Origin of the sequence: Streptomyces sp. CB02400 (assembly GCF_001905725.1) — a bacterium.
In the GTDB taxonomy this organism is placed as follows: Bacteria; Actinomycetota; Actinomycetes; order Streptomycetales; family Streptomycetaceae; genus Streptomyces; species Streptomyces atrovirens.
This window is the reverse complement of the sequence record NZ_LIWB01000006.1, coordinates 229,623-251,030: the sequence shown is the minus strand read 5'-3', so window position 1 is coordinate 251,030 and position 21,408 is coordinate 229,623. Positions and strand designations below refer to the sequence as shown.

Annotated in this window: 21 protein-coding genes; 7 read left to right on the top strand and 14 right to left on the bottom strand. The window is 71.3% G+C overall.

What is annotated here, in order from left to right:
* Window positions 1-42: 42 nt before the first annotated feature.
* The 5 genes from AMK33_RS17270 to AMK33_RS17250 all read right to left on the bottom strand — a co-directional run bounded on the left by AMK33_RS17270 (window position 43) and on the right by AMK33_RS17250 (window position 6,111).
* Window positions 43-1,554, bottom strand: a complete 1,512-nt coding sequence (locus AMK33_RS17270; protein ID WP_073933717.1) for an MFS transporter — start codon at window positions 1,552-1,554, stop codon at window positions 43-45.
* Window positions 1,551-2,120 (bottom strand): TetR/AcrR family transcriptional regulator, encoded by a 570-nt coding sequence (locus tag AMK33_RS17265; protein ID WP_235618118.1) that lies wholly within the window; start codon window positions 2,118-2,120, stop codon window positions 1,551-1,553. Before AMK33_RS17265 ends, AMK33_RS17270 begins: the two co-directional genes overlap by 4 nt.
* A gap of 86 nt (window positions 2,121-2,206) precedes the next feature.
* Complete coding sequence (locus AMK33_RS17260) at window positions 2,207-3,178, bottom strand: aldo/keto reductase (protein WP_073933715.1); 972 nt, start codon at window positions 3,176-3,178, stop codon at window positions 2,207-2,209.
* A 195-nt stretch (window positions 3,179-3,373) separates the two neighbouring features.
* Window positions 3,374-4,807 (bottom strand): argininosuccinate lyase, encoded by a 1,434-nt coding sequence (gene argH, locus AMK33_RS17255; RefSeq protein ID WP_073933714.1) that lies wholly within the window; start codon window positions 4,805-4,807, stop codon window positions 3,374-3,376.
* Window positions 4,808-4,917: 110 nt separating this feature from the next.
* Window positions 4,918-6,111 (bottom strand): argininosuccinate synthase, encoded by a 1,194-nt coding sequence (locus tag AMK33_RS17250; RefSeq protein ID WP_201263037.1) that lies wholly within the window; start codon window positions 6,109-6,111, stop codon window positions 4,918-4,920.
* Window positions 6,112-6,315: 204 nt separating this feature from the next.
* Here AMK33_RS17250 and AMK33_RS17245 point away from each other — a divergent pair, with 204 nt between their 5' ends.
* The 6 genes from AMK33_RS17245 to AMK33_RS17220 all read left to right on the top strand — a co-directional run bounded on the left by AMK33_RS17245 (window position 6,316) and on the right by AMK33_RS17220 (window position 11,267).
* A complete protein-coding gene (locus AMK33_RS17245) occupies window positions 6,316-6,765 on the top strand; it encodes a hypothetical protein (RefSeq protein WP_073933712.1) in 450 nt (149 codons plus the stop codon).
* Between the two features lie 116 nt (window positions 6,766-6,881).
* Window positions 6,882-7,469: a pyridoxamine 5'-phosphate oxidase family protein gene (locus tag AMK33_RS17240; RefSeq protein ID WP_073933711.1), complete on the top strand. Its 588-nt coding sequence runs from the start codon at window positions 6,882-6,884 to the stop codon at window positions 7,467-7,469.
* A 3-nt stretch (window positions 7,470-7,472) separates the two neighbouring features.
* Window positions 7,473-8,174 (top strand): L,D-transpeptidase family protein, encoded by a 702-nt coding sequence (locus AMK33_RS17235; RefSeq protein WP_073933710.1) that lies wholly within the window; start codon window positions 7,473-7,475, stop codon window positions 8,172-8,174.
* A 97-nt stretch (window positions 8,175-8,271) separates the two neighbouring features.
* Window positions 8,272-9,654, top strand: coding sequence for a ferredoxin reductase family protein (locus AMK33_RS17230; RefSeq protein ID WP_073933709.1), 1,383 nt, complete (start codon window positions 8,272-8,274; stop codon window positions 9,652-9,654).
* A gap of 52 nt (window positions 9,655-9,706) precedes the next feature.
* Window positions 9,707-10,474 (top strand): FMN-binding protein, encoded by a 768-nt coding sequence (locus AMK33_RS17225; RefSeq protein WP_073933708.1) that lies wholly within the window; start codon window positions 9,707-9,709, stop codon window positions 10,472-10,474.
* A gap of 55 nt (window positions 10,475-10,529) precedes the next feature.
* Window positions 10,530-11,267 carry an FAD:protein FMN transferase gene (locus AMK33_RS17220; protein ID WP_073933878.1) on the top strand — a complete coding sequence of 246 codons (738 nt, stop codon included), beginning with the start codon at window positions 10,530-10,532 and terminating at the stop codon, window positions 11,265-11,267.
* 422 nt (window positions 11,268-11,689) lie between these two features.
* Here the strand turns inward: AMK33_RS17220 and AMK33_RS17215 are convergent, their stop codons facing one another.
* From AMK33_RS17215 to AMK33_RS17185, 7 genes are all read right to left on the bottom strand, one after another.
* The gene (locus AMK33_RS17215; RefSeq protein ID WP_073933707.1) at window positions 11,690-12,229 is read right to left on the bottom strand and encodes an arginine repressor; all 540 of its coding nucleotides are present in this window, start codon (window positions 12,227-12,229) and stop codon (window positions 11,690-11,692) included.
* A gap of 7 nt (window positions 12,230-12,236) precedes the next feature.
* Window positions 12,237-13,442: an acetylornithine transaminase gene (locus tag AMK33_RS17210; RefSeq protein WP_073933706.1), complete on the bottom strand. Its 1,206-nt coding sequence runs from the start codon at window positions 13,440-13,442 to the stop codon at window positions 12,237-12,239.
* The gene (gene argB / locus AMK33_RS17205; protein WP_073933705.1) at window positions 13,439-14,368 is read right to left on the bottom strand and encodes an acetylglutamate kinase; all 930 of its coding nucleotides are present in this window, start codon (window positions 14,366-14,368) and stop codon (window positions 13,439-13,441) included. The genes AMK33_RS17210 and argB overlap by 4 nt, the downstream gene beginning before the upstream one ends.
* A gap of 162 nt (window positions 14,369-14,530) precedes the next feature.
* Window positions 14,531-15,682: a bifunctional glutamate N-acetyltransferase/amino-acid acetyltransferase ArgJ gene (gene argJ, locus AMK33_RS17200; protein WP_073933704.1), complete on the bottom strand. Its 1,152-nt coding sequence runs from the start codon at window positions 15,680-15,682 to the stop codon at window positions 14,531-14,533.
* Complete coding sequence (gene argC / locus AMK33_RS17195; RefSeq protein WP_073933703.1) at window positions 15,679-16,719, bottom strand: N-acetyl-gamma-glutamyl-phosphate reductase; 1,041 nt, start codon at window positions 16,717-16,719, stop codon at window positions 15,679-15,681. Before argC ends, argJ begins: the two co-directional genes overlap by 4 nt.
* A gap of 95 nt (window positions 16,720-16,814) precedes the next feature.
* Window positions 16,815-17,123: a hypothetical protein gene (locus AMK33_RS17190; RefSeq protein ID WP_073933702.1), complete on the bottom strand. Its 309-nt coding sequence runs from the start codon at window positions 17,121-17,123 to the stop codon at window positions 16,815-16,817.
* Window positions 17,124-17,164: 41 nt separating this feature from the next.
* Entirely contained in the window at window positions 17,165-19,654 is a 2,490-nt protein-coding gene (locus AMK33_RS17185) for an alpha-L-arabinofuranosidase C-terminal domain-containing protein (protein WP_073933701.1), read from the bottom strand.
* A gap of 151 nt (window positions 19,655-19,805) precedes the next feature.
* Between AMK33_RS17185 and AMK33_RS17180 the strand changes: the two genes are divergently transcribed.
* Window positions 19,806-20,246: a DUF6314 family protein gene (locus tag AMK33_RS17180; RefSeq protein WP_073933700.1), complete on the top strand. Its 441-nt coding sequence runs from the start codon at window positions 19,806-19,808 to the stop codon at window positions 20,244-20,246.
* On the opposite strand, the gene AMK33_RS17175 is transcribed toward AMK33_RS17180, so the two are convergent.
* Window positions 20,228-20,821: a histidine phosphatase family protein gene (locus tag AMK33_RS17175; RefSeq protein ID WP_073933699.1), complete on the bottom strand. Its 594-nt coding sequence runs from the start codon at window positions 20,819-20,821 to the stop codon at window positions 20,228-20,230. The two genes, AMK33_RS17180 and AMK33_RS17175, sit on opposite strands and share 19 nt — an antisense overlap.
* A gap of 120 nt (window positions 20,822-20,941) precedes the next feature.
* The gene (locus AMK33_RS17170) at window positions 20,942-21,379 is read right to left on the bottom strand and encodes a GNAT family N-acetyltransferase (protein ID WP_073933877.1); all 438 of its coding nucleotides are present in this window, start codon (window positions 21,377-21,379) and stop codon (window positions 20,942-20,944) included.
* Window positions 21,380-21,408 lie beyond the last annotated feature (29 nt).

The window sequence follows — 21,408 nt, the reverse complement described above, 5'->3', positions numbered from 1 at the left end:
TTCAGGTTGGCTGTTCAGCCGGTGGCTCCAAGTCCGGCTCTTTCAGAGCCGTTGGTTCCGGAGCATGAACCATGCCGCTGCCGCCGCTGCCAGTAGGACTGTCGCTCCTGTGCCCGCTGCCAGGGTGAGGCCGTCCACGAAGGACTGGCGGGCCGCGTCGAGCATCGGTCCGGCGATGCCGGCGGGCAGGTGGGACGCCGCTTCCACCGCGCCGCCCAGGGACTCGTGGGCCTCCGCCGGGGTGCCGGTCGGGCCCGTGAAGCCGCGGTAGACGCCGGTCACGATGGAGCCGAGTACGGCGATGCCGAGGGCCGCGCCGAGTTCGTACGCCGTCTCGGAGACGGCGGAGGCCGCGCCCGCCTGTTCCTTGGGCACGCTGGAGAGGATCACGTCGGCGGTCACCGTGAAGGAGAAACCGGCGCCCAGGCCGACCACCAGCAGTGCCGCCCCGAGCAGGGGGTAGCCGGTGGACTGGCCGATCACCGTCAGCGCGGCCAGCGCCAGGCCGATGGCCGCCAGCCCTCCGGCGACGACCGAGCGCACCGAGTAGCGCCGGGCGGCCCGGCCGGCGACCAGTCCGGCCGCCACCGCGCCGATCGCGGCGGGCAGCTCGGCCAGTCCCGCCTCGAACGGACGCCTGCCCTGCACGAGTTGCAGATACTGCGAGAGGAAGAAGACCAGCCCGGACAGGCCGAGGATGGTCAGCAGATCGGCGAGCACGGCTCCGCTGAACCCGCGGTGGCGGAACAGCCGCATGTCCAGCAGCGGGACGGGGAGGGTGAGCTGACGGCGTACGAAGCCGTACAGGGCGCCCGCGCCCAGCAGCCCTGCGGCCAGGGCGGACCAGGCGAAGCCGTGACTCGCGGTCTCCTTCACCGCGTACACGACGCCGACCATGCCGACCAGGGACAGGACGACACTGGCCAGGTCCCAGGGGCCGGGGGCCGGGGTGCGGGACTCGGGGAGCAGCTTGACGCCGACGGCCACCAGGACGGCCATCACGGGCAGGTTGATCAGGAAGACCGAACCCCACCAGAAGTGTTCGAGGAGGAAGCCTCCGAGTATCGGCCCGACGGCGGTGCCCGCGGAGGCGGTCGCGCCCCAGATGCCGATGGCGAGGCTGCGTTCGCGCGGGTCGTGGAAGAGGTTGCGGATCAGGGCGAGGGTGGCCGGCATCAGGGTGGCGCCGGCGACACCCAGCAGGGCCCGCGCGAGGATCAGCACCTCGGGCGTGTGCGCGTAGGCGTTGAGCACGGATATCGCGCCGAACGCGGTGGCGCCGCAGAGCAGGATCCGCTTGCGGCCTATGCGGTCGCCGAGGCTGCCCATGGAGACGAGCAGACCGGCGATCACGAACGAGTAGACGTCGCCGATCCACAGCAACTGGGTGCCGGTGGGGGCGAGGTCCTCGCTGATGTACGGGGTGGCCAGGCCGAGGACGGTCGCGTCGACGGCCACCAGCAGCACGGCGAGCACGAGGACGGAGAGCGCGAGCCACCGGCCCGGCCGCTTCACCGTCTCGGCCGTGGTCCCGGGCCGCAGGGCGCTGGTCATGATTCCTTCCTTCGTGCCGGGGCGTCCGGGCGTCGTACGCCGCCGAGCAGCAGCTCGACGATCATGTGGGTGAAGTCCTTGGGGGCGACCCGGCCCTCGGCCACCGCCCAGGCGGCGGAGGCGAGCAGTCCGTAGAGCGCCTCGGTGAGCCAGGCCGGGGTGAGGTCGATGCGGAACTCCCCGCTCGCCTGGCCGCGCCGGAACAGCGCGGCGACGCGCTCGTCCATCGCGGCCCAGCCCTCGTTCTGCTCCTCGCCCTCGAACAACTGGTTCTCGGTGTAGAGGAAGGCGAGCAGAGGGGCGTGCGGTTCGATCGCGGCGACCAGGCGGCGCACGGCGTCGGCGGCCGGTCCCTCGTCGGGCCGGGCCGCGGCCAGGGCGGCCTGGCACTCGGCGATCCCGAGCGCCTCCAGCGCCCGGACCAGCGCGTCCCGCCCGGCGAAGTGCCGGTGCAGCGTGGCGCGGCTGATCCCGGCGGCCTTGGCGACCTCGTCCATGGTCGCGGTGGATTTACGGGTCAGCAGGGCGGCGGCGCTGCGCAGCACATGGTCACGATCGACAGCCATGAGACAACCGTACCCCATGTGAGACATTGATGTCTCATTCAAGGCGTACGGGTCTCACGGCTGTCGCGTGACGAACGGCTGGGTGCTCAGTGCCAGGGCAGCTCTCCGCGCCGCTCCCAGTAGGCCCGGGGCTCCTCGACCAGGGCGGCGAGGCGGGAGAGCTGGTCGTCGGTGAGGTCGACGACGGCGGCGTGCAGGTTGGAGGCGAGCTGGGCGGTGGTGGCCGCGCCGGAGAGGACCACGCCGGCCCACGGCTGCCGCAGGACCACCGCGAGGGCGACGGCGTCACAGCCGAGCCCGGTCTCCTCGGCGACGGCCCGCAGCGCCTCCGGGGCGTTCGCGGCGGCGAGCCGGCCGTTGGCCATGCCCTCCTTGACGATCACGGTGAGCCCCGCGTCATGGGCCTCGGCGAGCGCGGGCCCGGCGGAGGTCTCCAGGGCGTTGTACGTCGACTGGACGGTACGGAAGAGGAGCTCGCCGTCGACCGTGACGGCGAGGGCGGCGCGGATGGCGTCGGCCTGGGCCGGGCCGCTGGTGGAGAAGCCGACGGTGAGGCCCTGCCCGGCCGCCTCCGCGAGCCGGGCGTGCAGCTCCTTGTCGGTGAGGGCGGGGCTCTCGGGGGTCACCGAGTGGATCTGGTAGAGGTCGAGCCGGTCGCCGAGCAGTTCCTCGGTCTCGGCGCGCTGACGCTCGTACGCCGCGAGGGAGTGGTCCTTGACCTCGTGCCGCTCGGCGTCGGTGGTCCAGTCGGCGGTGTAGGTGTAGCCCCATTTGCTGCCGATGACGACGTCGTCGACGTCGGTCCTCTTCTTCAGCCAGTCGGCGAGGAACTCCTCGGAGCGGCCGTAGGAGCGGGCGGCGTCGAAGTAGCGGACGCCTTGGGCGTAGGCGGCGTCGAGGAGTTCGTGCGTGCGGGTGTGCAGCGTCTCGACGCCGCGGTCTTCTCCGAGGTCGGTGTTTCGGCCGAGGTTGATGTAGCCGGGGCGGCCGATGGCGGCGAGGCCGAGGCCGATGTGGCAGGTGGGGGTTGTTGCTGTTGCCAGTCGGGCGAAGGGCATCGCGGGCTCCGTTCGGTCGGGTCCGGTACGGTTCCTGACCAACGTAACCCGCGATGACCTTGGCTTCGCCCAAGAGCTCGGGTACTACGGTTGTTTCGCGGGGACGGCGCCGTTGTGGCTTGTCGCGCCCACGCGGCGGAGCCGCACATCGGTACAGCCCCGCGCCCCTGGGGAGCTGCCCTCAGCGGCGTTCGATCAGCTCTGCCTCTTTGCGTTCGCCCACTCGTGCTGGGCCGCCACGTTCGCCTTCACCTCTGCCAGCTGGATCGCGACCGCGCTCGGGGCCGTGCCGCCCCTGCCGTTGCGGGAGGCGAGGGCTCCGGGGACGTTCAGGACCGAGCGGACCTCCGGGGTGAGGTGGGTGGAGATCTTGGCGAACTGTTCGTCGGTCAGTTCGTCCAGTTCCTTGTTCTCGGACTCGGCGACCTTGACGCACTCGCCGGCCACCTCGTGCGCGACGCGGAACGGCACGCCCTGCTTGACCAGCCACTCGGCGATGTCGGTGGCGAGGGAGAAGCCGGCCGGGGCCAGTTCCTCCATGCGCTCGCGGTGCACGGTGAGGGTGGCCATCATGCCGGTGAAGGCGGGCAGCAGGACCTCCAGTTGGTCGATGGAGTCGAAGACCGGCTCCTTGTCCTCCTGGAGGTCGCGGTTGTACGCGAGCGGGAGGGCCTTGAGGGTGGCCATCAGGCCGGTCAGGTTGCCGATGAGACGGCCCGACTTGCCGCGTGCCAGCTCGGCGATGTCCGGGTTCTTCTTCTGCGGCATGATCGACGAGCCGGTGGAGAACGCGTCGTGCAGGGTCACGAAGGAGAACTCCTTCGTGTTCCAGATGATGACCTCCTCGGCGATCCGGGAGACGTTCACGCCGATCATCGCGGTGATGAAGGCGAACTCGGCGACGAAGTCGCGGGAGGCCGTGCCGTCGATGGAGTTGGCCGCGCTGCCGTGCTCGAAACCGAGGTCCTCGGCGACGGCCTCCGGGTCCAGGCCCAGGGAGGAACCGGCGAGCGCGCCCGAGCCGTACGGGGACACCGCCGTGCGCTCGTCCCACTGGCGCAGCCGCTCGGCGTCCCGGGACAGCGCCTGGACATGGGCGAGGACGTGGTGGGCGAAGAGCACCGGCTGGGCGTGCTGGAGGTGGGTGCGGCCGGGCATGGCCACGTCCGGGTGGGCCTCGGCGAGGCCGGTCAGCGCGTCCTGGAGGTCGGCGATCAGGCCGCCGACGGTGCGGGCGTGGTCCCGCAGGTACATGCGGAAGAGGGTGGCCACCTGGTCGTTGCGGGACCGGCCGGCGCGCAGCTTGCCGCCGAGGTCGGGGCCGAGCCGCTCCAGCAGGCCGCGCTCCAGGGCGGTGTGCACGTCCTCGTCGGCGACGGTGCCGGTGAAGGAGCCGTCGGCGACGTCCGCTTCGAGCTGGTCGAGGCCGGCGATCATCCGGGTCAGCTCGTCCTCGGTGAGCAGCCCCGCCGTGTGCAGCACGCGGGCATGGGCACGCGAGCCGGCGATGTCGTAGGGCGCGAGCCGCCAGTCGAAGTGGACGGACGCGGACAGCTTCGCCAGGGCCTCGGCGGGCCCGTCGGCGAAACGGCCGCCCCAGAGCCGTACGTCACCGCTGTTGCTGCTCACTACCTGTGCTCCTCAAAGATGGTGTGTACCACGCGCCCCACAGGGGCGCGGGGAACTGCGCGACCAGCCACGGACCGGCCGCACCGTTCCACCGCGCCGCAACGGAACGCTCAGCCCAGATCCCGCTTCGCGGCAATCTTCGCCGACAGACTGTAGATGTCGATGAACCCCTTCGCGGCGGCCTGATCGAACGTGTCGCCCGTGTCGTACGTGGCCAGGTTGAAGTCGTACAGCGACGACTCCGAGCGCCGGCCGGTGACGACGGCGCGGCCGGCGTGCAGCGTCATCCGGATGTCGCCGTTGACGTGCTGGTTCGCCTCGGTGATGAAGCCGTCCAGGGCGCGCTTGAGCGGGGAGAACCACTGGCCGTCGTAGACCAGTTCGCCCCAGCGCTGCTCGACCTGCCGCTTGTAGCGGGCGAGCTCGCGCTCGACGGTGACGTTCTCCAGCTCCTGGTGGGCGGTGATCAGGGCGATCGCGCCGGGGGCCTCGTACACCTCGCGGGACTTGATGCCGACGAGGCGGTCCTCGACCATGTCGATCCGGCCGATGCCCTGGGCGCCGGCGCGCTCGTTGAGCTGCTGGATGGCCTGGAGGACGGTGACGGGCTTGCCGTCGACGGCGACCGGCACACCCTCCTTGAAAGTGATGACGACCTCGTCGGGCTCGCGCGCCACGGCGGGGTTCTGCGTGTACTCGTACACGTCCTCGATCGGCGCGTTCCAGATGTCCTCGAGGAATCCGGTCTCGACGGCGCGGCCGAAGACGTTCTGGTCGATGGAGTACGGGGACTTCTTGGTGGTCGCGATCGGCAGGCCCTTGGCCTCGCAGAAGGCGATGGCCTTGTCGCGGGTCATGGCGTAGTCGCGGACCGGGGCGATGCACTTCAGGTCGGGGGCGAGGGCGACGATGCCGGCCTCGAAGCGGACCTGGTCGTTGCCCTTGCCGGTGCAGCCGTGGGCGACGGTGGTGGCGCCGTGCTTCTGCGCGGCGGCGACGAGGTGCTTGACGATCGTCGGCCGGGACAGCGCGGAGACCAGCGGGTAGCGGTCCATGTAGAGGGCGTTGGCCTTGATCGCCGGGAGGCAGTACTCCTCGGCGAACTCGTCCTTGGCGTCCGCGACCTCGGCCTCGACGGCACCGCAGGCGATGGCGCGCTTGCGGATGACGTCCAGGTCCTCGCCGCCCTGGCCGACGTCGACCGCAACGGCGATGACCTCGGCGCCCGTCTCCTCGGCGATCCAGCCGATGGCGACGGAGGTGTCCAGACCGCCCGAGTAGGCGAGTACGACGCGCTCGGTCACGGGTTTCTCCTTACAGTGCATTCGCTGACATGCATGAGTATGCAGGAGTCCGCATGAATCGTCAATCCGCTCGCGAATCCGGGGGCGGGTTGAACATCGGAAACCGCTTTCGCGTACTTGTCGCCGGACGCGGGCGCCGCGTCGGACCGATCGAGACAGCACGACGGACACCCGTGACACCCCCGACCCGAGTGAGGCATCCGCATGTCCAGGGCCCTTCCGAAGTACAACAAGCGCCGCGTCGGCTTCATCGGCGGTGCCGCCGCGCTGGCGCTGTCCGGCGCGGTGATCGCCGGCTCCGCCCTCGCCGGCGAGTCGTCCGGGGACGGCGGCGACGCGGACGCCCGGACGCCGGCGGGACCGGGCACGATCTCCTGCCCGGACGTGGCCCCGGAGCTGCCCGCGATCCCCGCCTCCGCACAGGCCGAGGTCGACCGCAACCTCGCCGACCTCGACAAGCAGATCGTCGAAGCCAACAAACGCCTGGTCGACACCGTCGGACAGGGCGGACCCGACTTCGTCCAGAACGCCGTCCTCGGCCCCCTCGAGGACAAACGCGTCGCCGCCGTCAACCGCATCGCCACCGCCATCGGCCGCACCGCCGAACGCCCCTCCGGGCTGGACTCCCTGGCCGCCTGCACACTCACCAAGTGAGGTGACAGGCGCTGTGGCCGCCCCGTACAAGCGCCGGCCGGGGCGGCCACGGTATTTATCCGACGGCCACAAATTGCTTAGACAAACGAAAGACCTTGTCCCATAAATCGGTGAACATGGGAAAGACCTACGAGCGCATAGACGGCCGCCTCCGCACCTTCATCGAGGAACAGCCGGTCTTCTTCACCGCCACCGCCCCCCTGTCCGCCGACGGCACGGTCAACCTCTCGCCCAAGGGGCTCAAGGGGTCCTTCGCGATCCTCGACGAGCTCACCGTCGCCTACCTCGACTTCGCCGGCTCCAACGCCGAGACCATCGCCCATCTGCGGGAGAACGGCCGGATCACCCTGATGTGGTGCGCGTTCCAGGGACCGCCGAACATCGTGCGCGTGCACGGGCGCGGCGAGCCCGTCTTCCGGGACGACCCGCGCTTCGGGGAACTGCTCACCCGCTTCCCCGACATCGACCCCTCGCTCCACGGCCTGCGTGCCGTCGTCGTCGTGACGGCCGAACTGATCCGCGACACCTGCGGATACGGGGTGCCCTTCATGGCGTACGAGAGCGAACGGGACCTGCACGCGAAGCGGTTCGCACGGGAGGACGACGCCTCGCTCGACGCGTACTTCACCAAGAAGGAGTACATCGCGACCAGCCTGGACGGACTCCCCGGGCTGCCGTTGCCGCTGCCTCCCTCTAGCGTCTGAGGCATGCGCCCAGGTGCCGCCCCCGCCGCCGTCCTCGTCTCCCTGTCCCTGCTCCTGCTCGGCGCCGGCCGGCCGTCCGCGCCGCTGCCGGACCGGATGGCGGACACCGGGGGCGGCACCCAGCTGATCACCGCGGTGGCACCGGGCACCGGCTCCACGACCGGCACGGTCACCTGGTGGGACCGCGAGGACGGCCGCTGGGTGGCGGTCGGTTCCGCGCCGGCCCGCTTCGGGGCGCGCGGGCTGGCGGAGGGTACCGCCCGGCGGCAGGGCACGAACACGACACCGACCGGGCTGTACGGGATGCCGTACGCCTTCGGCATCGAGGCGGCGCCGCGCGGGACGGCGTACACGTACCGGCCCGTACGGCGGAACTCCTGGTGGTGCCAGGACGACGACTCGCGCTCCTACAACCGCTGGACCGAGCCCCGCGCGGCCGACTGCCGGGCCGCCGAGGCCGAGCACCTGATCGGCTACCGCGCGCAGTACGCCCATGCCCTCGTCGTCGGCTTCAACTACCACCGCCCGGTGCGCGGCCGGGGCGCCGGAATCTTCCTGCACGTCAACGGGCGCGGGGCGACGGCGGGATGCGTGTCCGTGCCGAGGGCGGCGATGCGGAAGATCCTGCGCTGGGCCGACCCCGCGCGGGGACCGCACATCGCGATCGGGACCAGGAGCGGGCGCACGGCGATCACTCGTTACTGAACCGCGGATTTCCTCACCGAACCGCGGATTCCCTCTGAACACTCCAGCGTGACGGCACGTATCTGTGGGCCAAGGGTCAAGTCCCCACGGAGGAACCGTGACCACCACGCTCGCCGGCGGCCGTGCCGCCCGCCGCCAGACGATGCGCCGCATCCGTCCGCGCCGCTCCCCCGCCGTGCCGTTGCTGCTCGCCGTCGGCGCGGGCGCGGTGGCCGTGCTGTGGTTGTGGTGGACCAACACGCCGTCCATCGCGGACACCACCGGGAAGATCGTCGCCGCGGGCCGGATCACCGGTCTGCTCGCCGGCTATCTGATGGCCCTGGTGGTGCTCCAGATGGCGCGGGTGCCCGCGCTGGAGCGCCGGGTGGGTTCGGACCGGGTCGCCCGCTGGCACGCGATGAGCGGCCGCTACACCGTCAGCCTGGTGATCGCGCACGTCTTCCTGATCATGTGGGGCTACGCCCGCCAGGCGGGCAAGAGCCTCGGCGACATCGTGCAGCAGACGATCACCTCCATCAACACGCTGCCGGACATGGGCAAGGCCGCCATCGGCACCGGGCTGCTGTTCGTCATCGCCTTCCTCTCCATCGGCCCGGTCCGGCGCCGGCTGCCGTACGACGGCTGGTACCACGTGCACCTGCTGACGTACGCGGCGGTCTTCCTGACGTTCTGGCACCAGATCACCACCGGCAACGAGTTCGCCGTCGAACCGACCGCGAAGACCTTCTGGTACGGGCTGTACGGCGTCGTGACCGCACTGGTCCTGTGGTACCGGATCATCACCCCGGTGCGGCTGAACATGCGGCACCGGATGCGGGTCGAGGCGGTCGTCGAGGAGACGCCGGGCATCGTGTCCGTGCTGATCGGCGGGCGCAGGCTGCACCGGATGGGCGCGGAGGCCGGGCAGTTCTTCCGCTGGCGGTTCAAGGCGCCGGGCATGCGGTTCAGCTCCCACCCGTACTCTCTGTCGGCGGCGCCCCGCCCGGACATGCTGCGGATCACGGTCAAGGCGATCGGCGACCACACCTCCCGGCTGCGCGAGCTGGAGCCCGGCACGAAGGTGTGGGCGGAGGGCCCGTACGGGGCGCTGACCGCGCAGCGCCGCAGCCGGGGCAAGGTGCTGCTGGTGGCGGGCGGGGTGGGGATCACCCCGATGCGGGCGCTGTTCGAGACGCTGCCCGGCGCCTCCGGTGACATCACGCTGCTGTACCGGGCGAACAGCACGCAGGACCTGGCGCTGTGGGGCGAGCTGGCGAAGATCGCCGACGAGCGGGGCGCCCGGCTGATGTACGCGGTGAACAGTCCCGACGGTGAGCGCCCCGACATCTCGGCGGAGAGCCTGCGGCGGAAGATCCCGGACGTCGACCGCCACGACGTGTTCATGTGCGGTCCGCCCGGGTTCGCGCAGTCGGTGTACGAGGCGCTGCGCGGCGCCGGGGTCCCCGCGCGCCGTATCCATCACGAGTCGTTCGAGATGTGAGCGACGGGCCATCCACCCGGGTCATCCACAGCCACCAGGAGCTTGAGAAGCGATGAGGAAGAGTCACCCCGTCCGGCGTGCCGTGCTCGCGACCGCCGCCACCGTGTCCGGCATCGTGCTGCTGCTGTCGCTCAAGCCGGCGTCCGACCCCGGCTCGGCCGCCGCGGCCGGCGGCGCGGCCCCGCCCGCGGCGGCCCGGTCACCGCAGGGCGGCGCCGCCCAGCCCATCGGGAACGGCACCGTCACCGGTGACGCGGCGCGGACCCAGTACGGCGCGGTGCAGGTCCGGCTGACGGTGAGCGGCGGGAAGATCACCAAGGCCGAGGCGGTGCAGGCGCCCGCGGGCGGGCAGAGCGACCAGATCACCTCCAACGCCGTGCCCAGGCTCAACCAGGCGGCCGTCGCGGCGCAGAGCGCGGAGATCGACGCGGTGTCGGGGGCGACCTATACGAGTTCCGGGTACAAGAAGTCGCTGCAGTCGGCGCTGGACAAGGCGCGGGCGGCCGGGTCCGGGCAGGGCGCCGGGGACGGTGCCGGGAGCGCGCAGGCGCGGACCGTCACCGGGGACGTGGCGCAGACGCAGTACGGGCCGGTACAGGTGCGGATCACCGTCAGCGGCGGGAAGATCACCAAGGCCGAGGCGGTGCAGACGCCCGAGGGCGGGCAGAGCGACCAGGTCAACTCCAACGCCGTGCCGAAGCTCAACCAGGCGGCGGTGGCGGCCGGCGACGCGGGGATCGACGCGGTGTCGGGGGCCACGTACACGAGCGCGGGGTACAAACAGTCACTTCAGTCGGCGCTGGACAAGGCCGGTGGCTGACACGGTGGCCGAGCCGGCCGAGGCTCCCGCCGCGGTGCGTCACGCGGAGGAGACGATGGGGACCGTCTTCTCCCTCGACGTCCGCGGCGGGGAACCCGCTGTGGTGCGCGCGGCGCTGGAGGAGGCGGTCGCGGGGCTGCACCGGGTCGACGAGGTGTTCAGCACGTACCGCGACGACAGCCAGATCTCCCGGCTGGCGCGGGGTGAGCTGAGCGTCGGGGAGTGCGATGCCGAGGTCGCCGAGGTGCTGGAGCTGGCGGCGGAGGCGGAGCGGGTGAGCGAGGGCTGGTTCAGTCCGCGTTACCGGGGGCGGCTCGATCCGACGGGCGTCGTGAAGGGCTGGGCCACGGAGCGGGCGGCGCGGCGGCTCGCTGCCGCGGGGGCGACGGGGGTGAGTGTCAACGGGGGCGGGGACGTCCAGTTGCTGGGTGGGCCGGGGGCGGGGCGGCCGTGGCGGGTGGGGGTGTCGGACCCGTTGCGTCCGGGCGGTCTCGCCGCGGTCGTCTCCGCGTCGGGTGCCTCGGAACTGGCTGTGGCGACGTCCGGTACGGCCGAGCGGGGCGATCACATCGTCGATCCGCGCACGGGTCGCTCCGCGGTGACCGACCTGGTCGCGGTGACGGTCGTCGCCCCTCGCCTGACGTGGGCGGACTGCTGGGCCACGGCGGCGTTCGCGATGGGGTCGCGGGAGGGGTTGCGGTGGCTGGAGTCCCTCCCGGACGTCGAGGCGCTGCTGATCACGGCGGGCGACGAGGTGCGGTGCACCGGGGGGCTGGCGGGTTGGCTGGGGTGAGCGGCGCTCCTGGGTGAGCGGCGCTGCGGCTGAGGCAACGGTTTCGCTCACCGCGTTCGCGAGGTGCCGCCGCGCCCACCCGTGCCGCCCCAGCGGCACGACTGCCCGCGGTTGCGGCGCGGGGCCGCGGTTGCGGCACGACTGCCCGCGGTTGCGGCGCGGGGGGCGTGGCTGCGGCGCGGGGGACGTGGCTGCGAGGCAAGGCCCACAGCTGCGGGGCCTCCCAGTCGGGAGTACTGCAGTTCCCCCAGGGGCGCGGGGAACTGCGCGACCAGCCACAGACAGCCCGCAGCCGACAGACCACAGTCGCGAGAACGCAAGCACTCGGCCGGCCGTACCGCAACTCCCCCAGGGGCGCGGGGAACTGCGCGATCGGCCACAGACGGCCCGCAGGAGGCGTACCGGAGAAACCCGCGCAGCGATCAGTGGCCGTTCTGGGCCAGGCGGAGCAAGTGGTCCGCCAGGGCCTGACCCCCCGTCGGCTCCCGGCTGATCAGCAGCAGCGTGTCGTCGCCGGCGATCGTGCCGAGGATGTCGTGGAGCTCCGCCTGGTCGATGGCCGAGGCCAGGAACTGGGCCGCACCGGGCGGGGTGCGCAGGACGACCAGGTTCGCGGAGGCCTCCGCGGAGATCAGCAGCTCCTGCGACAGCCGCCGCATCCGCTCCTCCTTCGCGGACTCCCCCAGCGGCGCCCGGGGGGTACGGAACCCCCCTTCACTCGGCACCGCGTAGATCAGGTCACCGTCATTGTTGCGGATCTTCACCGCGTTCAGCTCGTCCAGGTCCCGCGACAGCGTCGCCTGGGTGACGCTCAGCCCGTCGTCCGCGAGCAGCTTCGCGAGCTGGCTCTGCGACCGCACCGGCTGCCGGTTGAGGATGTCCACGATCCGGCGGTGGCGTGCGGTGCGCGTCTGCGGCACGGCGGGCCCGGCCTGCTGCCCCTGGTCCTGCTCCTGGCTCATCGTCGTCTCATTCTCCGGATCGTCCTTCCCCGCCCGCCGTACCGGCCTGGTCCAGGATGCCGGGCAGCGCCCCGAGGAAGGCGTCCACCGCGTCGTCCCCGAGGTTCAGCGGCGGCATCAGCCGTACGACATCGGGGGCGGGCGCGTTCACGAGGAATCCGGCGTCCTGAGCCGCCTGTTGCACCTGGGGCGCGAGCGGCTCGGTGAGCACGATACCCAGGAGGAGGCCCGAGCCCCGGACATGGTCGATCAAGGCGTGGCCGGACCCCTCGATCCCGTCGCGGAGTTTCTCGCCCTGCCGCTTGACGTTCTCCAGCAGCCCCTCGTCCTCGATGGTGTCGAGAACGGCGAGTCCGGCGGCGCAGGCGACCGGGTTGCCGCCGAAGGTCGTGCCGTGGTGGCCGGGCCGGAGCAGGTCGGCGGCGCGGCCGAAGGCGACGGTGGCGCCGAGCGGCAGGCCGCCGCCGAGCTGCTTGGCCAGGGTGACGACGTCCGGCAGGACGCCCTCGTGGGCCTGGTACTCGAACCAGTGCCCGGTCCGGCCGATGCCGGTCTGCACCTCGTCGAGGACGAGCAGCGCGCCGGTGGCGGCGGTGATGGCGCGGGCCGCCTTCAGGTAGCCGGCGGGCGGGACGACGACACCGAGTTCGCCCTGGATGGGTTCGATGATCACCAGGGCCGTCTCCTCGGTGACCGCGGCGGCCAGCGCCTGCGCGTCGCCGAAGGGCACGTGGGTGACGTCGGCGGGCAGCGGCTGGAACGGCTCGCGCTTGCCGGGCTGCCCGGTGAGCGCGAGGGCGCCCATCGTACGGCCGTGGAAGGCGCCCTCGGTGGCGACGACGTGGGTCCGTCCGGTGAGCCGGCCGATCTTGAAGGCGGCCTCGTTGGCCTCGGCGCCGGAGTTGCAGAAGAAGACCCTGCCGTCCCGGCCGAAGAGCTGGAGCAGCCGTTCGGCGAGGGCGACGGTCGGCTCGGCCATGAAGAAGTTGGAGATGTGGCCGAGGGAGCCGATCTGCCGGCTGACGGCCTCGACGATCGCCGGGTGGGCGTGGCCGAGTGCGTTGGTCGCGATGCCGCCGACGAAGTCGAGGTACTGCGTGCCCTCTGCGTCCCAGACCTTCGGGCCCTCGCCGCGTACGAGGGGCAGGCGCGGCGTGCCGTAGTTGTTCATCAGCGCGCCCTGCCACCGTGCGGTGAGTTCTGCGTTGGTCACGACTCCCCCTGTTCGTCGGGCACGACCATCGTGCCGATGCCCTCGTCCGTGAAGATCTCCAGCAGGATCGAGTGCTGGACCCGGCCGTCGATGACGCGGGCGGTGGTCACGCCGTTGCGTACGGCGTGCAGACAGCCCTCCATCTTCGGCACCATGCCGGAGGACAGCTCCGGCAGGAGTTTCTCGAGCTGGGACGCGGTGAGGCGGCTGATCACCTCGTCGCTGTTCGGCCAGTCCTCGTAGAGTCCTTCGACGTCCGTGAGGACCATGAGGGTCTCGGCGCCCAGTGCAGCAGCGAGTGCCGCAGCCGCCGTATCAGCATTGACGTTGTAGACATGGTGGTCGTCCTGGCTGCGGGCGATCGACGAGACGACCGGGATGCGGCCGTCGGCGAGCAGGGCCTCGATCGCGCCGGTGTCGATGTCGGTGATCTCGCCGACCCGTCCGATGTCGACGAGCTCGCCGTCGATCTCGGGCCGGTGCTTGGTGGCGGTGAGGGTGTGCGCGTCCTCGCCGGTGAGGCCGACGGCGAGCGGGCCGTGCCGGTTGAGCAGCCCGACCAGCTCGCGCTGCACCTGTCCGGCGAGCACCATGCGTACGACGTCCATGGCGTCCTCGGTGGTGACGCGCAGGCCGGCCTTGAACTCGCTGACGATGCCGTGCCGGTCGAGCGCGCGGCTGATCTGCGGGCCGCCGCCGTGCACGACGACGGGCTTGAGGCCGGCGTGGCGCAGGAAGACGACGTCCTGGGCGAAGGCGGCTTTCAGGTCCTCGTCGACCATGGCGTTGCCGCCGAACTTGATGACGACGGTCTTGCCGTGGTGGCGGGTGAGCCAGGGCAGCGCCTCGATGAGGATCTGCGCCTTGGGCAGGGCGGTGTGCTTACGGGTCGGGGATTTTCGCTCTTCTGGGTGATTGACCGTCATAGCCGACTTTCGGAAAGATCTCGAATCAGCCGCCGGGCGGGCGGTGTTGGCCTGTGGAGGCGATGTAAGACTCATCCCGGACTCGTCCGGGGCGAGCAGTCGCCGGTGAACCAGGAACCCTCGTCGGTGACGGCGAGGACCCACGACGACCAAGCGGGCACGTCAAGAGGAGTACGCGCTGTTCTCGTGGACGTAGTCGGCCGTCAGGTCGTTGGTCCAGATCGTCGCAGACTCATTGCCTGCCGCGAGGTCCGCCACGATGTGGACCTCGCGGTAGCGCATGTCGACCTGGTCGCGGTCCTCGCCGACGCCGCCGTTCTTGCAGACCCAGACGCCGTTGATGGCGACGTTCAGCTCGTCGGGCTCGAAGGCGGCCTTCGTGGTGCCGATCGCGGAGAGGACGCGGCCCCAGTTGGGGTCCTCCCCGTGGATGGCGCACTTGAGGAGGTTGTTGCGGGCGATGGAGCGGCCCACCTCGACGGCGTCGTCCTCGGTCGCGGCGCCCACCACCTCGACCTTGATGTCCTTGCTGGCACCCTCGGCGTCGCGGATGAGCTGCTGGCCGAGGTCGTCGCAGACGGTCCGTACGGCGTCGGCGAACTCCTCGTACCCGGGCGCGGCCCCGGAGGCACCGGAGGCGAGCAGCAGCACGGTGTCGTTGGTGGACATGCAGCCGTCGGAGTCGACCCGGTCGAAGGTGACCCGGGTCGCGTCGCGCAGGGCCTTGTCGAGCACCTCGGCGTCGAGGTCGGCGTCGGTGGTGAGGACGACGAGCATGGTGGCGAGGCCGGGGGCGAGCATGCCGGCGCCCTTGGCCATGCCGCCGACGGTCCAGCCGTCCTTGGTGACGACGGAGGTCTTGTGGACGGTGTCGGTGGTCTTGATGGCGATGGCGGCCTTCTCACCGCCGTGCTCGGAGAGCTGACCGGCGGCGGTCTCCACACCCGGGAGCAGCTTGTCCATGGGGAGCAGTACGCCGATGAGTCCCGTCGAGCATACGGCGATCTCGCCCGCTCCGGTCCCCAGCACCTCGGCCGCCTTCTCGGCGGTGGCGTGGGTGTCCTGGAAGCCCTTCGGTCCCGTACAGGCGTTGGCGCCACCGGAGTTGAGGACGACTGCGGACAACTGCCCGCTCTTCAGCACCTGCTCGGACCAGAGCACGGGCGCCGCCTTGACGCGGTTGGAGGTGAAGACGCCGGCGGCGGCGCGGCGGGGGCCGTTGTTGACCACGAGGGCCAGGTCGGGGTTGCCGTTCTCCTTGATCCCGGCGGCGATGCCCGCCGCCGTGAATCCCTTCGCTGCCGTCACACTCACGGCGCAACTCCGATCGTCGTCAGCCCGGTGGCCTCGTCGAGGCCCAGGGCGAGGTTCATGCTCTGGACGGCACCGCCCGCGGTGCCCTTGGTCAGGTTGTCGATGGCGCTGATCGCGATGATCCGGCCGGCGGCGGTGTCGTACGCGACCTGGATCTGAACGGCGTTGGAACCGTGGACGGACGCGGTCGCGGGCCACCGGCCCTCGGGCAGGAGGTGGACGAAGGGCTCGTCGGCGAAGGCCTTCTCGTAGGCGGCGCGCACGGACTCGGCGGTGACGCCGGGCTTCGCCTTCGCGGTGCAGGTGGCGAGGATGCCGCGGGGCATCGGCGCGAGGGTCGGCGTGAAGGAGACGGAGACCCGCTCGCCCGCCGCCGCGCTGAGGTTCTGGATCATCTCGGGGGTGTGCCGGTGCCCGCCGCCCACGCCGTACGGGGACATGGAGCCCATGACCTCGCTGCCCAGCAGGTGCGGCTTGGCCGACTTGCCGGCGCCGGAGGTGCCGGAGGCGGCGACGATCACCGCCTCGGACTCCGCGAGGCCGGCGGCGTACGCCGGGAAGAGGGCGAGGGAGACGGCGGTCGGGTAGCAACCGGGCACCGCGACGCGCTTGGACCCCTCCAGCGCGGCGCGGGCACCCGGCAGTTCGGGCAGGCCGTAGGGCCAGGTGCCGGCGTGCGGGGAGCCGTAGAACGCCTCCCAGTCGGCGGCGTCCTTCAGCCGGAAGTCGGCGCCCATGTCGACCACGAGCACCTCCTCGCCGAGCTGCTCGGCGACGGCGGCGGACTGGCCGTGCGGCAGCGCGAGGAAGACCACATCGTGCCGTCGGCCCTGCCCGGCGAGCACCTCGGGCGTGGTCGGCTCCAGTACGCGGTCGGCCAGCGGCAGCAGATGCGGCTGGAGCGCGCCCAGCCGCTGCCCGGCGTTGGAGTTGCCGGTCAGGGCACCGATCTCGACCTCGGGGTGCGTCAGGAGCAGACGCAGCAGCTCACCGCCCGCATACCCGCTCGCTCCGGCCACCGCCGCACGTACCACCATGGAAAACCCTCCTCCTGGATGGCATGACTATACGTTTCCATGCACGTTTATGCAATGCGGTCCCGGAACGATCCTGCGGCCGTCGGCGGCGGGGGTCAGGCCAGGGCCATCAGGGCGACGGTGATCACGAGGGGGGTGAGGAGCAGGGCGGCGAGGTGTCCGAGCAGGGAGCGGACCATGCCGAGCACGGCGAACAGCGCCACCCCGCCCAGCAGCCAGCAGCCGAAGATCCGCAGCGCCAGGTCCTGCGCGGCGTTCTCCTCCTCGCGGGTGGCGGGGTCCCCGATCCCGCCGATCGCCAGCCACAGGAGCACGCCGCCCACCAGGACGTTGCCCGCCACGACGAAGGGTGCGACGGACCTGTCGGCCCGCCGCACCCCCTTCCAGACCCTCACGACGCTCATGGGTACGGGAGCCTAGCCCGCCGGCCTCCGGCGGGCCGGGGTCACCGCTGCTTGATCCGCAGGAACGTCACCGAGTTCGCCGGGAAGGTGTACGTGAACTCGCTCGCCACGCCCCGGAAGGTGGAGGTCACCGGGGTGACCGGGGCGTCCGTCTCCGTGTTGACCGCGTCCGCGTCGGCGGCCAGGGTGGTCACACGGGCCCGCGAGGAGACCTTCGCGCCGCCGAGGTCGATCGCGGTGCGGGCCTCGGACGGCTGGGCGTTGACGACCTTGACGATCAGGTCGCCGGTGCGGGCGTCCTCGGTGACCACCTGGCGGAACGGCTCGGCCGGCTTGTCGTCGGTGAAGCTGCCCCACTCCTGGCCGTCGAGGTAGAGGGTCACCTGGCGGCCCCGCACCTCGATGTCGATGTCGTAGGCGCGGCCCGTCTCGATCGAGCCGGCCTTGGAGATCAGCGTCGACTTGCCGCCGTCCGAGGCCTGCTCGACGGCGGACTGGGTGTTGTTCCAGCCGCCGAGGTTCCACCAGTAGTAGTTGCCGGTGTCCTTGACGCCGAAGGCGACGAGGAAGCCCTCCTTGCCGGCCTTCTTGGTGGCCTTCACATGCAGGTCGTAGTCCTGCCAGGCCGGGTCCCCGGCCGTGACCAGGGTGTTCTCGGCGGCCTCGTCGGTCTGCACGTACTGCCCGTCCTGGACGCTCCAGCTTCCGCCCCCTTGTTGCGTCCACCGCGAGGCGTCACCGGAGAAGTCGTCGGCCAGCAGCGTCGTGCCGTCGGCGGCGGTCACCTTCACGTCGTCGTACGCCGCGCTCGTCGCCCACGTCGACAGGCCGACGGCTCCCGCGATGGGGCCGCTGACGTCCGGCGTGGTGCTCGCCCGCGACGGGACCACGCGGTCGCCGACGTTGGTCATGAACAGCTTCTGGACCTCGTAGTTGGCCGAGCCCCAGGAGGCGTGGTTGTTGAACCAGATCATGTCCGGCGACCACTGGACGTAGTCCTCGTTGGCGAGCAGCGGCGCGTACGAGGCCAGCTTGACGATGTCGGCGTTGCGCTCCAGGCCGGTCATGAAGGCGGCTTCGGCGAGGCCGTTCTTCCAGGCGTTGCCCTGGGAGGCGTACTCACCGAGGAAGACCTTGGGGCCGCCGCGGTCGTAGGAGTCGTAGCGGTCGTTGTTCTGCAGGAACCACTGCGGGCTGTTGTAGTAGTGCTCGTCGACCATGTCGACGCCGCCCTCGCGGTTGAGCTGCCAGGCGGTGTCGAAGGTCGTGCCGGAGTCGTCGGGGCCGGAGTTGGAGACGACGGTGATGTCCGGGTACTCCGCCTCGATGGCGGCCCGGAACTGCTGGAAGCGGGCGAAGAACTCGCGCGGCAGGTTCTCCTCGTTGCCGACCCCGATGTGGGTGAGGCCGAAGGGCTTGCGGTGGCCCATCTCGGCGCGCACCTTGCCCCAGGTGGAGTTCGCCGGGCCGTTGGCGAACTCGATCAGGTCGAGGGTGTCCTGGATGTGCCGCTTCAGCAGCGCCTCGTCGTCGGTGGCCTTGTTCTGGCCGCAGCCGGTGACCAGGGCGGGGACGACGGGCAACGGCATGGCGCCGACGTCCTCGGCGAAGCGGAAGTACTCGTAGTAGCCGAGGCCGTAACTCTGGTTGTAGCCCCAGAAGTTGGCGTTGGTGGCGCGTTCCTCGACCGGTCCTACGGTGTCCTTCCACTGGTAGGAGCGCTTGCGCTCCCAGCCGGAGGCCTCGCTGTAGTCCTCCATGGAGCCGGTGTTGACCAGGCAGCCGCCGGGGAAGCGGACGAAGCCCGGTTCCAGGGCGGCGATCTTCTCGGCGAGGTCCTTGCGCAGGCCGTTGGGCTGGTTCTTGTAGGTGTCGCGCGGGAACAGCGACACCATGTCGAGGGCCGCCGCGTTCGTGGTGGCGACGGCGAGCCGGCCGCGGTTGCTGGTGCGGGACGCCTTGAAGGTGGCCTCGTACTTCGCCCAGCCGCCCTCGACGGCCACCTTGCGGGCCCTCGCGAGCTCACCGGCGGCGTCCTTCAGTGTGACGGTGAGGGTGGTGGCGCTCTCGGTACGGGCCCACACCGAGAAGTCGTACCGCTCTCCCTCCTCGACCCGGATGCCGGTGTTGTAGCCGGAGTTCGTGACCGACGAACCGGCGTCCAGGGAGAGGTAGTTGCGGTTGCGCTCGTTGAGCCGGCCGGAGTCGTTCACCACCTCGGCCGTACCGCCCACCGACCAGGAGGTCAGGGGCGTGTAGGAGCCGTTGTCGGCGGTGGAGTACTCGAAGGACCGGTTCTGCACGAGTTCGGCGTACAGACCGCCGTCGGCGGCCCGGTTGATGTCCTCGAAGAAGACGCCGTACATCGTGTCGTCGATCGCCGCGCCCTCGGCGCCCGGGTCGACGGTGATCGTGTAGTCGGCGGCGGCCTCGGCGTGCGCGGGAGCCGGGACGAGGGCGGCGGCCGTCAGGAGCGCGGTGGCGGTGAGCCCGAGTCTGAGGCGGGCGCGGTGGCGTGCTGTGCGTGACATGGACACTCGGCGGCTCTCTCTAGGAGTGGGTGACTCTAGGAGGTGTTCGATATATCGATCAATGGTCAGCACTTCGAACGGCAAGATAGGGAGGAGGCAGGAGCACGTCAATGGGTCGTGCGACAACGACACCACGCGGGAACGAGGCGGGATGGGCGAGTTCTGGCCAGTGCCCGACGCACTGGACTATCTGAGCGGCCGCTGGCGGGCGGAACGGACCGTGCGGGATCTGGCGAGCGGCGAGGAGGGACGCTTCGAGGGGACGGTCGTTTTCGGCCCGCTGGAGGGCGGCGGCCTGCTGCAGAGCGAGTCCGGCGACTTCACCTGGCGGGGCGCCACCCGGCCCGCCGAGCGGACCCTGCGCTTCCTGCCCGGACCGGGCGGCACGGCGGACGTACGGTTCGCGGACGGACGCCCCTTCCACGACCTGGACCTCACCACGGGACGGTACGTCGCCGACCACCCCTGCTCGGCCGACCTCTACCGGGGCGAGTTCACCGTCCGGGACGCGGACCACTGGCGGACGGTCTGGCGGGTGCGCGGTCCCGCGAAGGACCTGGAGCTCACCACCGGCTACGCGCGCGTGGGCTGAGCGGACACCCCTTCGAGGCGCAGGTTCCAGCGGCCCGCCCGGCCGGCGACACCGATCGCCGACAACGAGCGGACGTCGATGTTCCAGTACGTGGCGGGCGGGGCCTTGAGCACGTACACCAGGGCCGCGCGGATCACCGACGGCTCGGCCACCGCGACGACCCGGCAGCCGTCCTCGACCGGCCGGGTGTCGAGCCAGCCGCCGACGCGGCCGATGAAGTCCAGCAGCGACTCCCCGCCGTGCGGGGCGGACCGCGGGTCGGCCAGCCAGGCGTCCACGACCCCCGGCTCCCGGGCCATCGCCTCCCCCAGGGTCAGCCCCCGCCAGCGGCCCATGTCGCAGTCACGCAGGGCGAGTTGCACCAGCGGCGCGTACCCGAGACCCTCCCCGGTGGCGCGGCTGCGCGGGGCCGGGGAGCAGTAGCGCAGATCGGCCGCGGCGAGCGGCAGCAGTTCGTGCGCGACCCGTTGCACCTCGCCCCAGCCGGCCTGGTCCAGCGGCCGGTCGTCCTCGAAGCGTTCGGCGAGCACCGAGGAGCTCCCCGCGGCGGCGACGAACGTGACCCGAAGTGCCATGCGGCGATCGTGAGTCGCCGAGGTGCGCGGGTCAAGGGGTGTCGCCGAGCCGTCACTCAAGGTACATCCCGCTTTACTGGCTGGTAAGGACGGGGCGGACAAGTGCCGCGAAACGCTCCGTCATCCTTCGACGAGCGCCATCCACTGGTCGGGCCGCTCCAGCGGCCGGAAACCGAGCCTGGCGTAGACCTCGTGCGCGTCGTGCGTGGCCAGCATGATGCGCTTCAGCCCGCAGGGCCGCAGCTCCTCCCGCACCGCCGCCACCAGTGCCGTACCGACGCCCTTGCCGCGCACCGACGGGTCCACGTACACATCGCACAGCCAGGCGAAGGTCGCCCGGTCGGTGATGACCCGGGCGTACGCCACCTGCTTCCCCGAGAGGGTGTCGTACACGCCGAGATTGAGGGACCCCTCGATCGCCCGGTCCTGCTTCTCACGGGAGCGACCCAGGGCCCAGTAGGCGTCGGTGGACAGCCACCGGTGCACGCGTTCGGCGTCGATGCGGGCGGGGTCGGTGGAGATCTCGTAGCCCTCGGGCAGGCGCGGGGAGTCGGTCATGGCCGGATGCTCGCAGGTCACGCGGGGTG

Coding starts and splice junctions, on each gene's coding strand:
- AMK33_RS17270 (WP_073933717.1), bottom strand. CDS start 1,554: ATGACCAGCGCCCTGCGGCCCGGGACCACGGCCGAGACGGTGAAGCGG.
- AMK33_RS17265 (WP_235618118.1), bottom strand. CDS start 2,120: ATGGCTGTCGATCGTGACCATGTGCTGCGCAGCGCCGCCGCCCTGCTG.
- AMK33_RS17260 (WP_073933715.1), bottom strand. CDS start 3,178: ATGCCCTTCGCCCGACTGGCAACAGCAACAACCCCCACCTGCCACATC.
- AMK33_RS17245 (WP_073933712.1), top strand. CDS start 6,316: ATGTCCAGGGCCCTTCCGAAGTACAACAAGCGCCGCGTCGGCTTCATC.
- AMK33_RS17240 (WP_073933711.1), top strand. CDS start 6,882: ATGGGAAAGACCTACGAGCGCATAGACGGCCGCCTCCGCACCTTCATC.
- AMK33_RS17235 (WP_073933710.1), top strand. CDS start 7,473: ATGCGCCCAGGTGCCGCCCCCGCCGCCGTCCTCGTCTCCCTGTCCCTG.
- AMK33_RS17225 (WP_073933708.1), top strand. CDS start 9,707: ATGAGGAAGAGTCACCCCGTCCGGCGTGCCGTGCTCGCGACCGCCGCC.
- AMK33_RS17220 (WP_073933878.1), top strand. CDS start 10,530: ATGGGGACCGTCTTCTCCCTCGACGTCCGCGGCGGGGAACCCGCTGTG.
- AMK33_RS17215 (WP_073933707.1), bottom strand. CDS start 12,229: ATGAGCCAGGAGCAGGACCAGGGGCAGCAGGCCGGGCCCGCCGTGCCG.
- argB (WP_073933705.1), bottom strand. CDS start 14,368: ATGACGGTCAATCACCCAGAAGAGCGAAAATCCCCGACCCGTAAGCAC.
- argC (WP_073933703.1), bottom strand. CDS start 16,719: ATGGTGGTACGTGCGGCGGTGGCCGGAGCGAGCGGGTATGCGGGCGGT.
- AMK33_RS17190 (WP_073933702.1), bottom strand. CDS start 17,123: ATGAGCGTCGTGAGGGTCTGGAAGGGGGTGCGGCGGGCCGACAGGTCC.
- AMK33_RS17185 (WP_073933701.1), bottom strand. CDS start 19,654: ATGTCACGCACAGCACGCCACCGCGCCCGCCTCAGACTCGGGCTCACC.
- AMK33_RS17180 (WP_073933700.1), top strand. CDS start 19,806: ATGGGCGAGTTCTGGCCAGTGCCCGACGCACTGGACTATCTGAGCGGC.
- AMK33_RS17175 (WP_073933699.1), bottom strand. CDS start 20,821: ATGGCACTTCGGGTCACGTTCGTCGCCGCCGCGGGGAGCTCCTCGGTG.
- AMK33_RS17170 (WP_073933877.1), bottom strand. CDS start 21,379: ATGACCGACTCCCCGCGCCTGCCCGAGGGCTACGAGATCTCCACCGAC.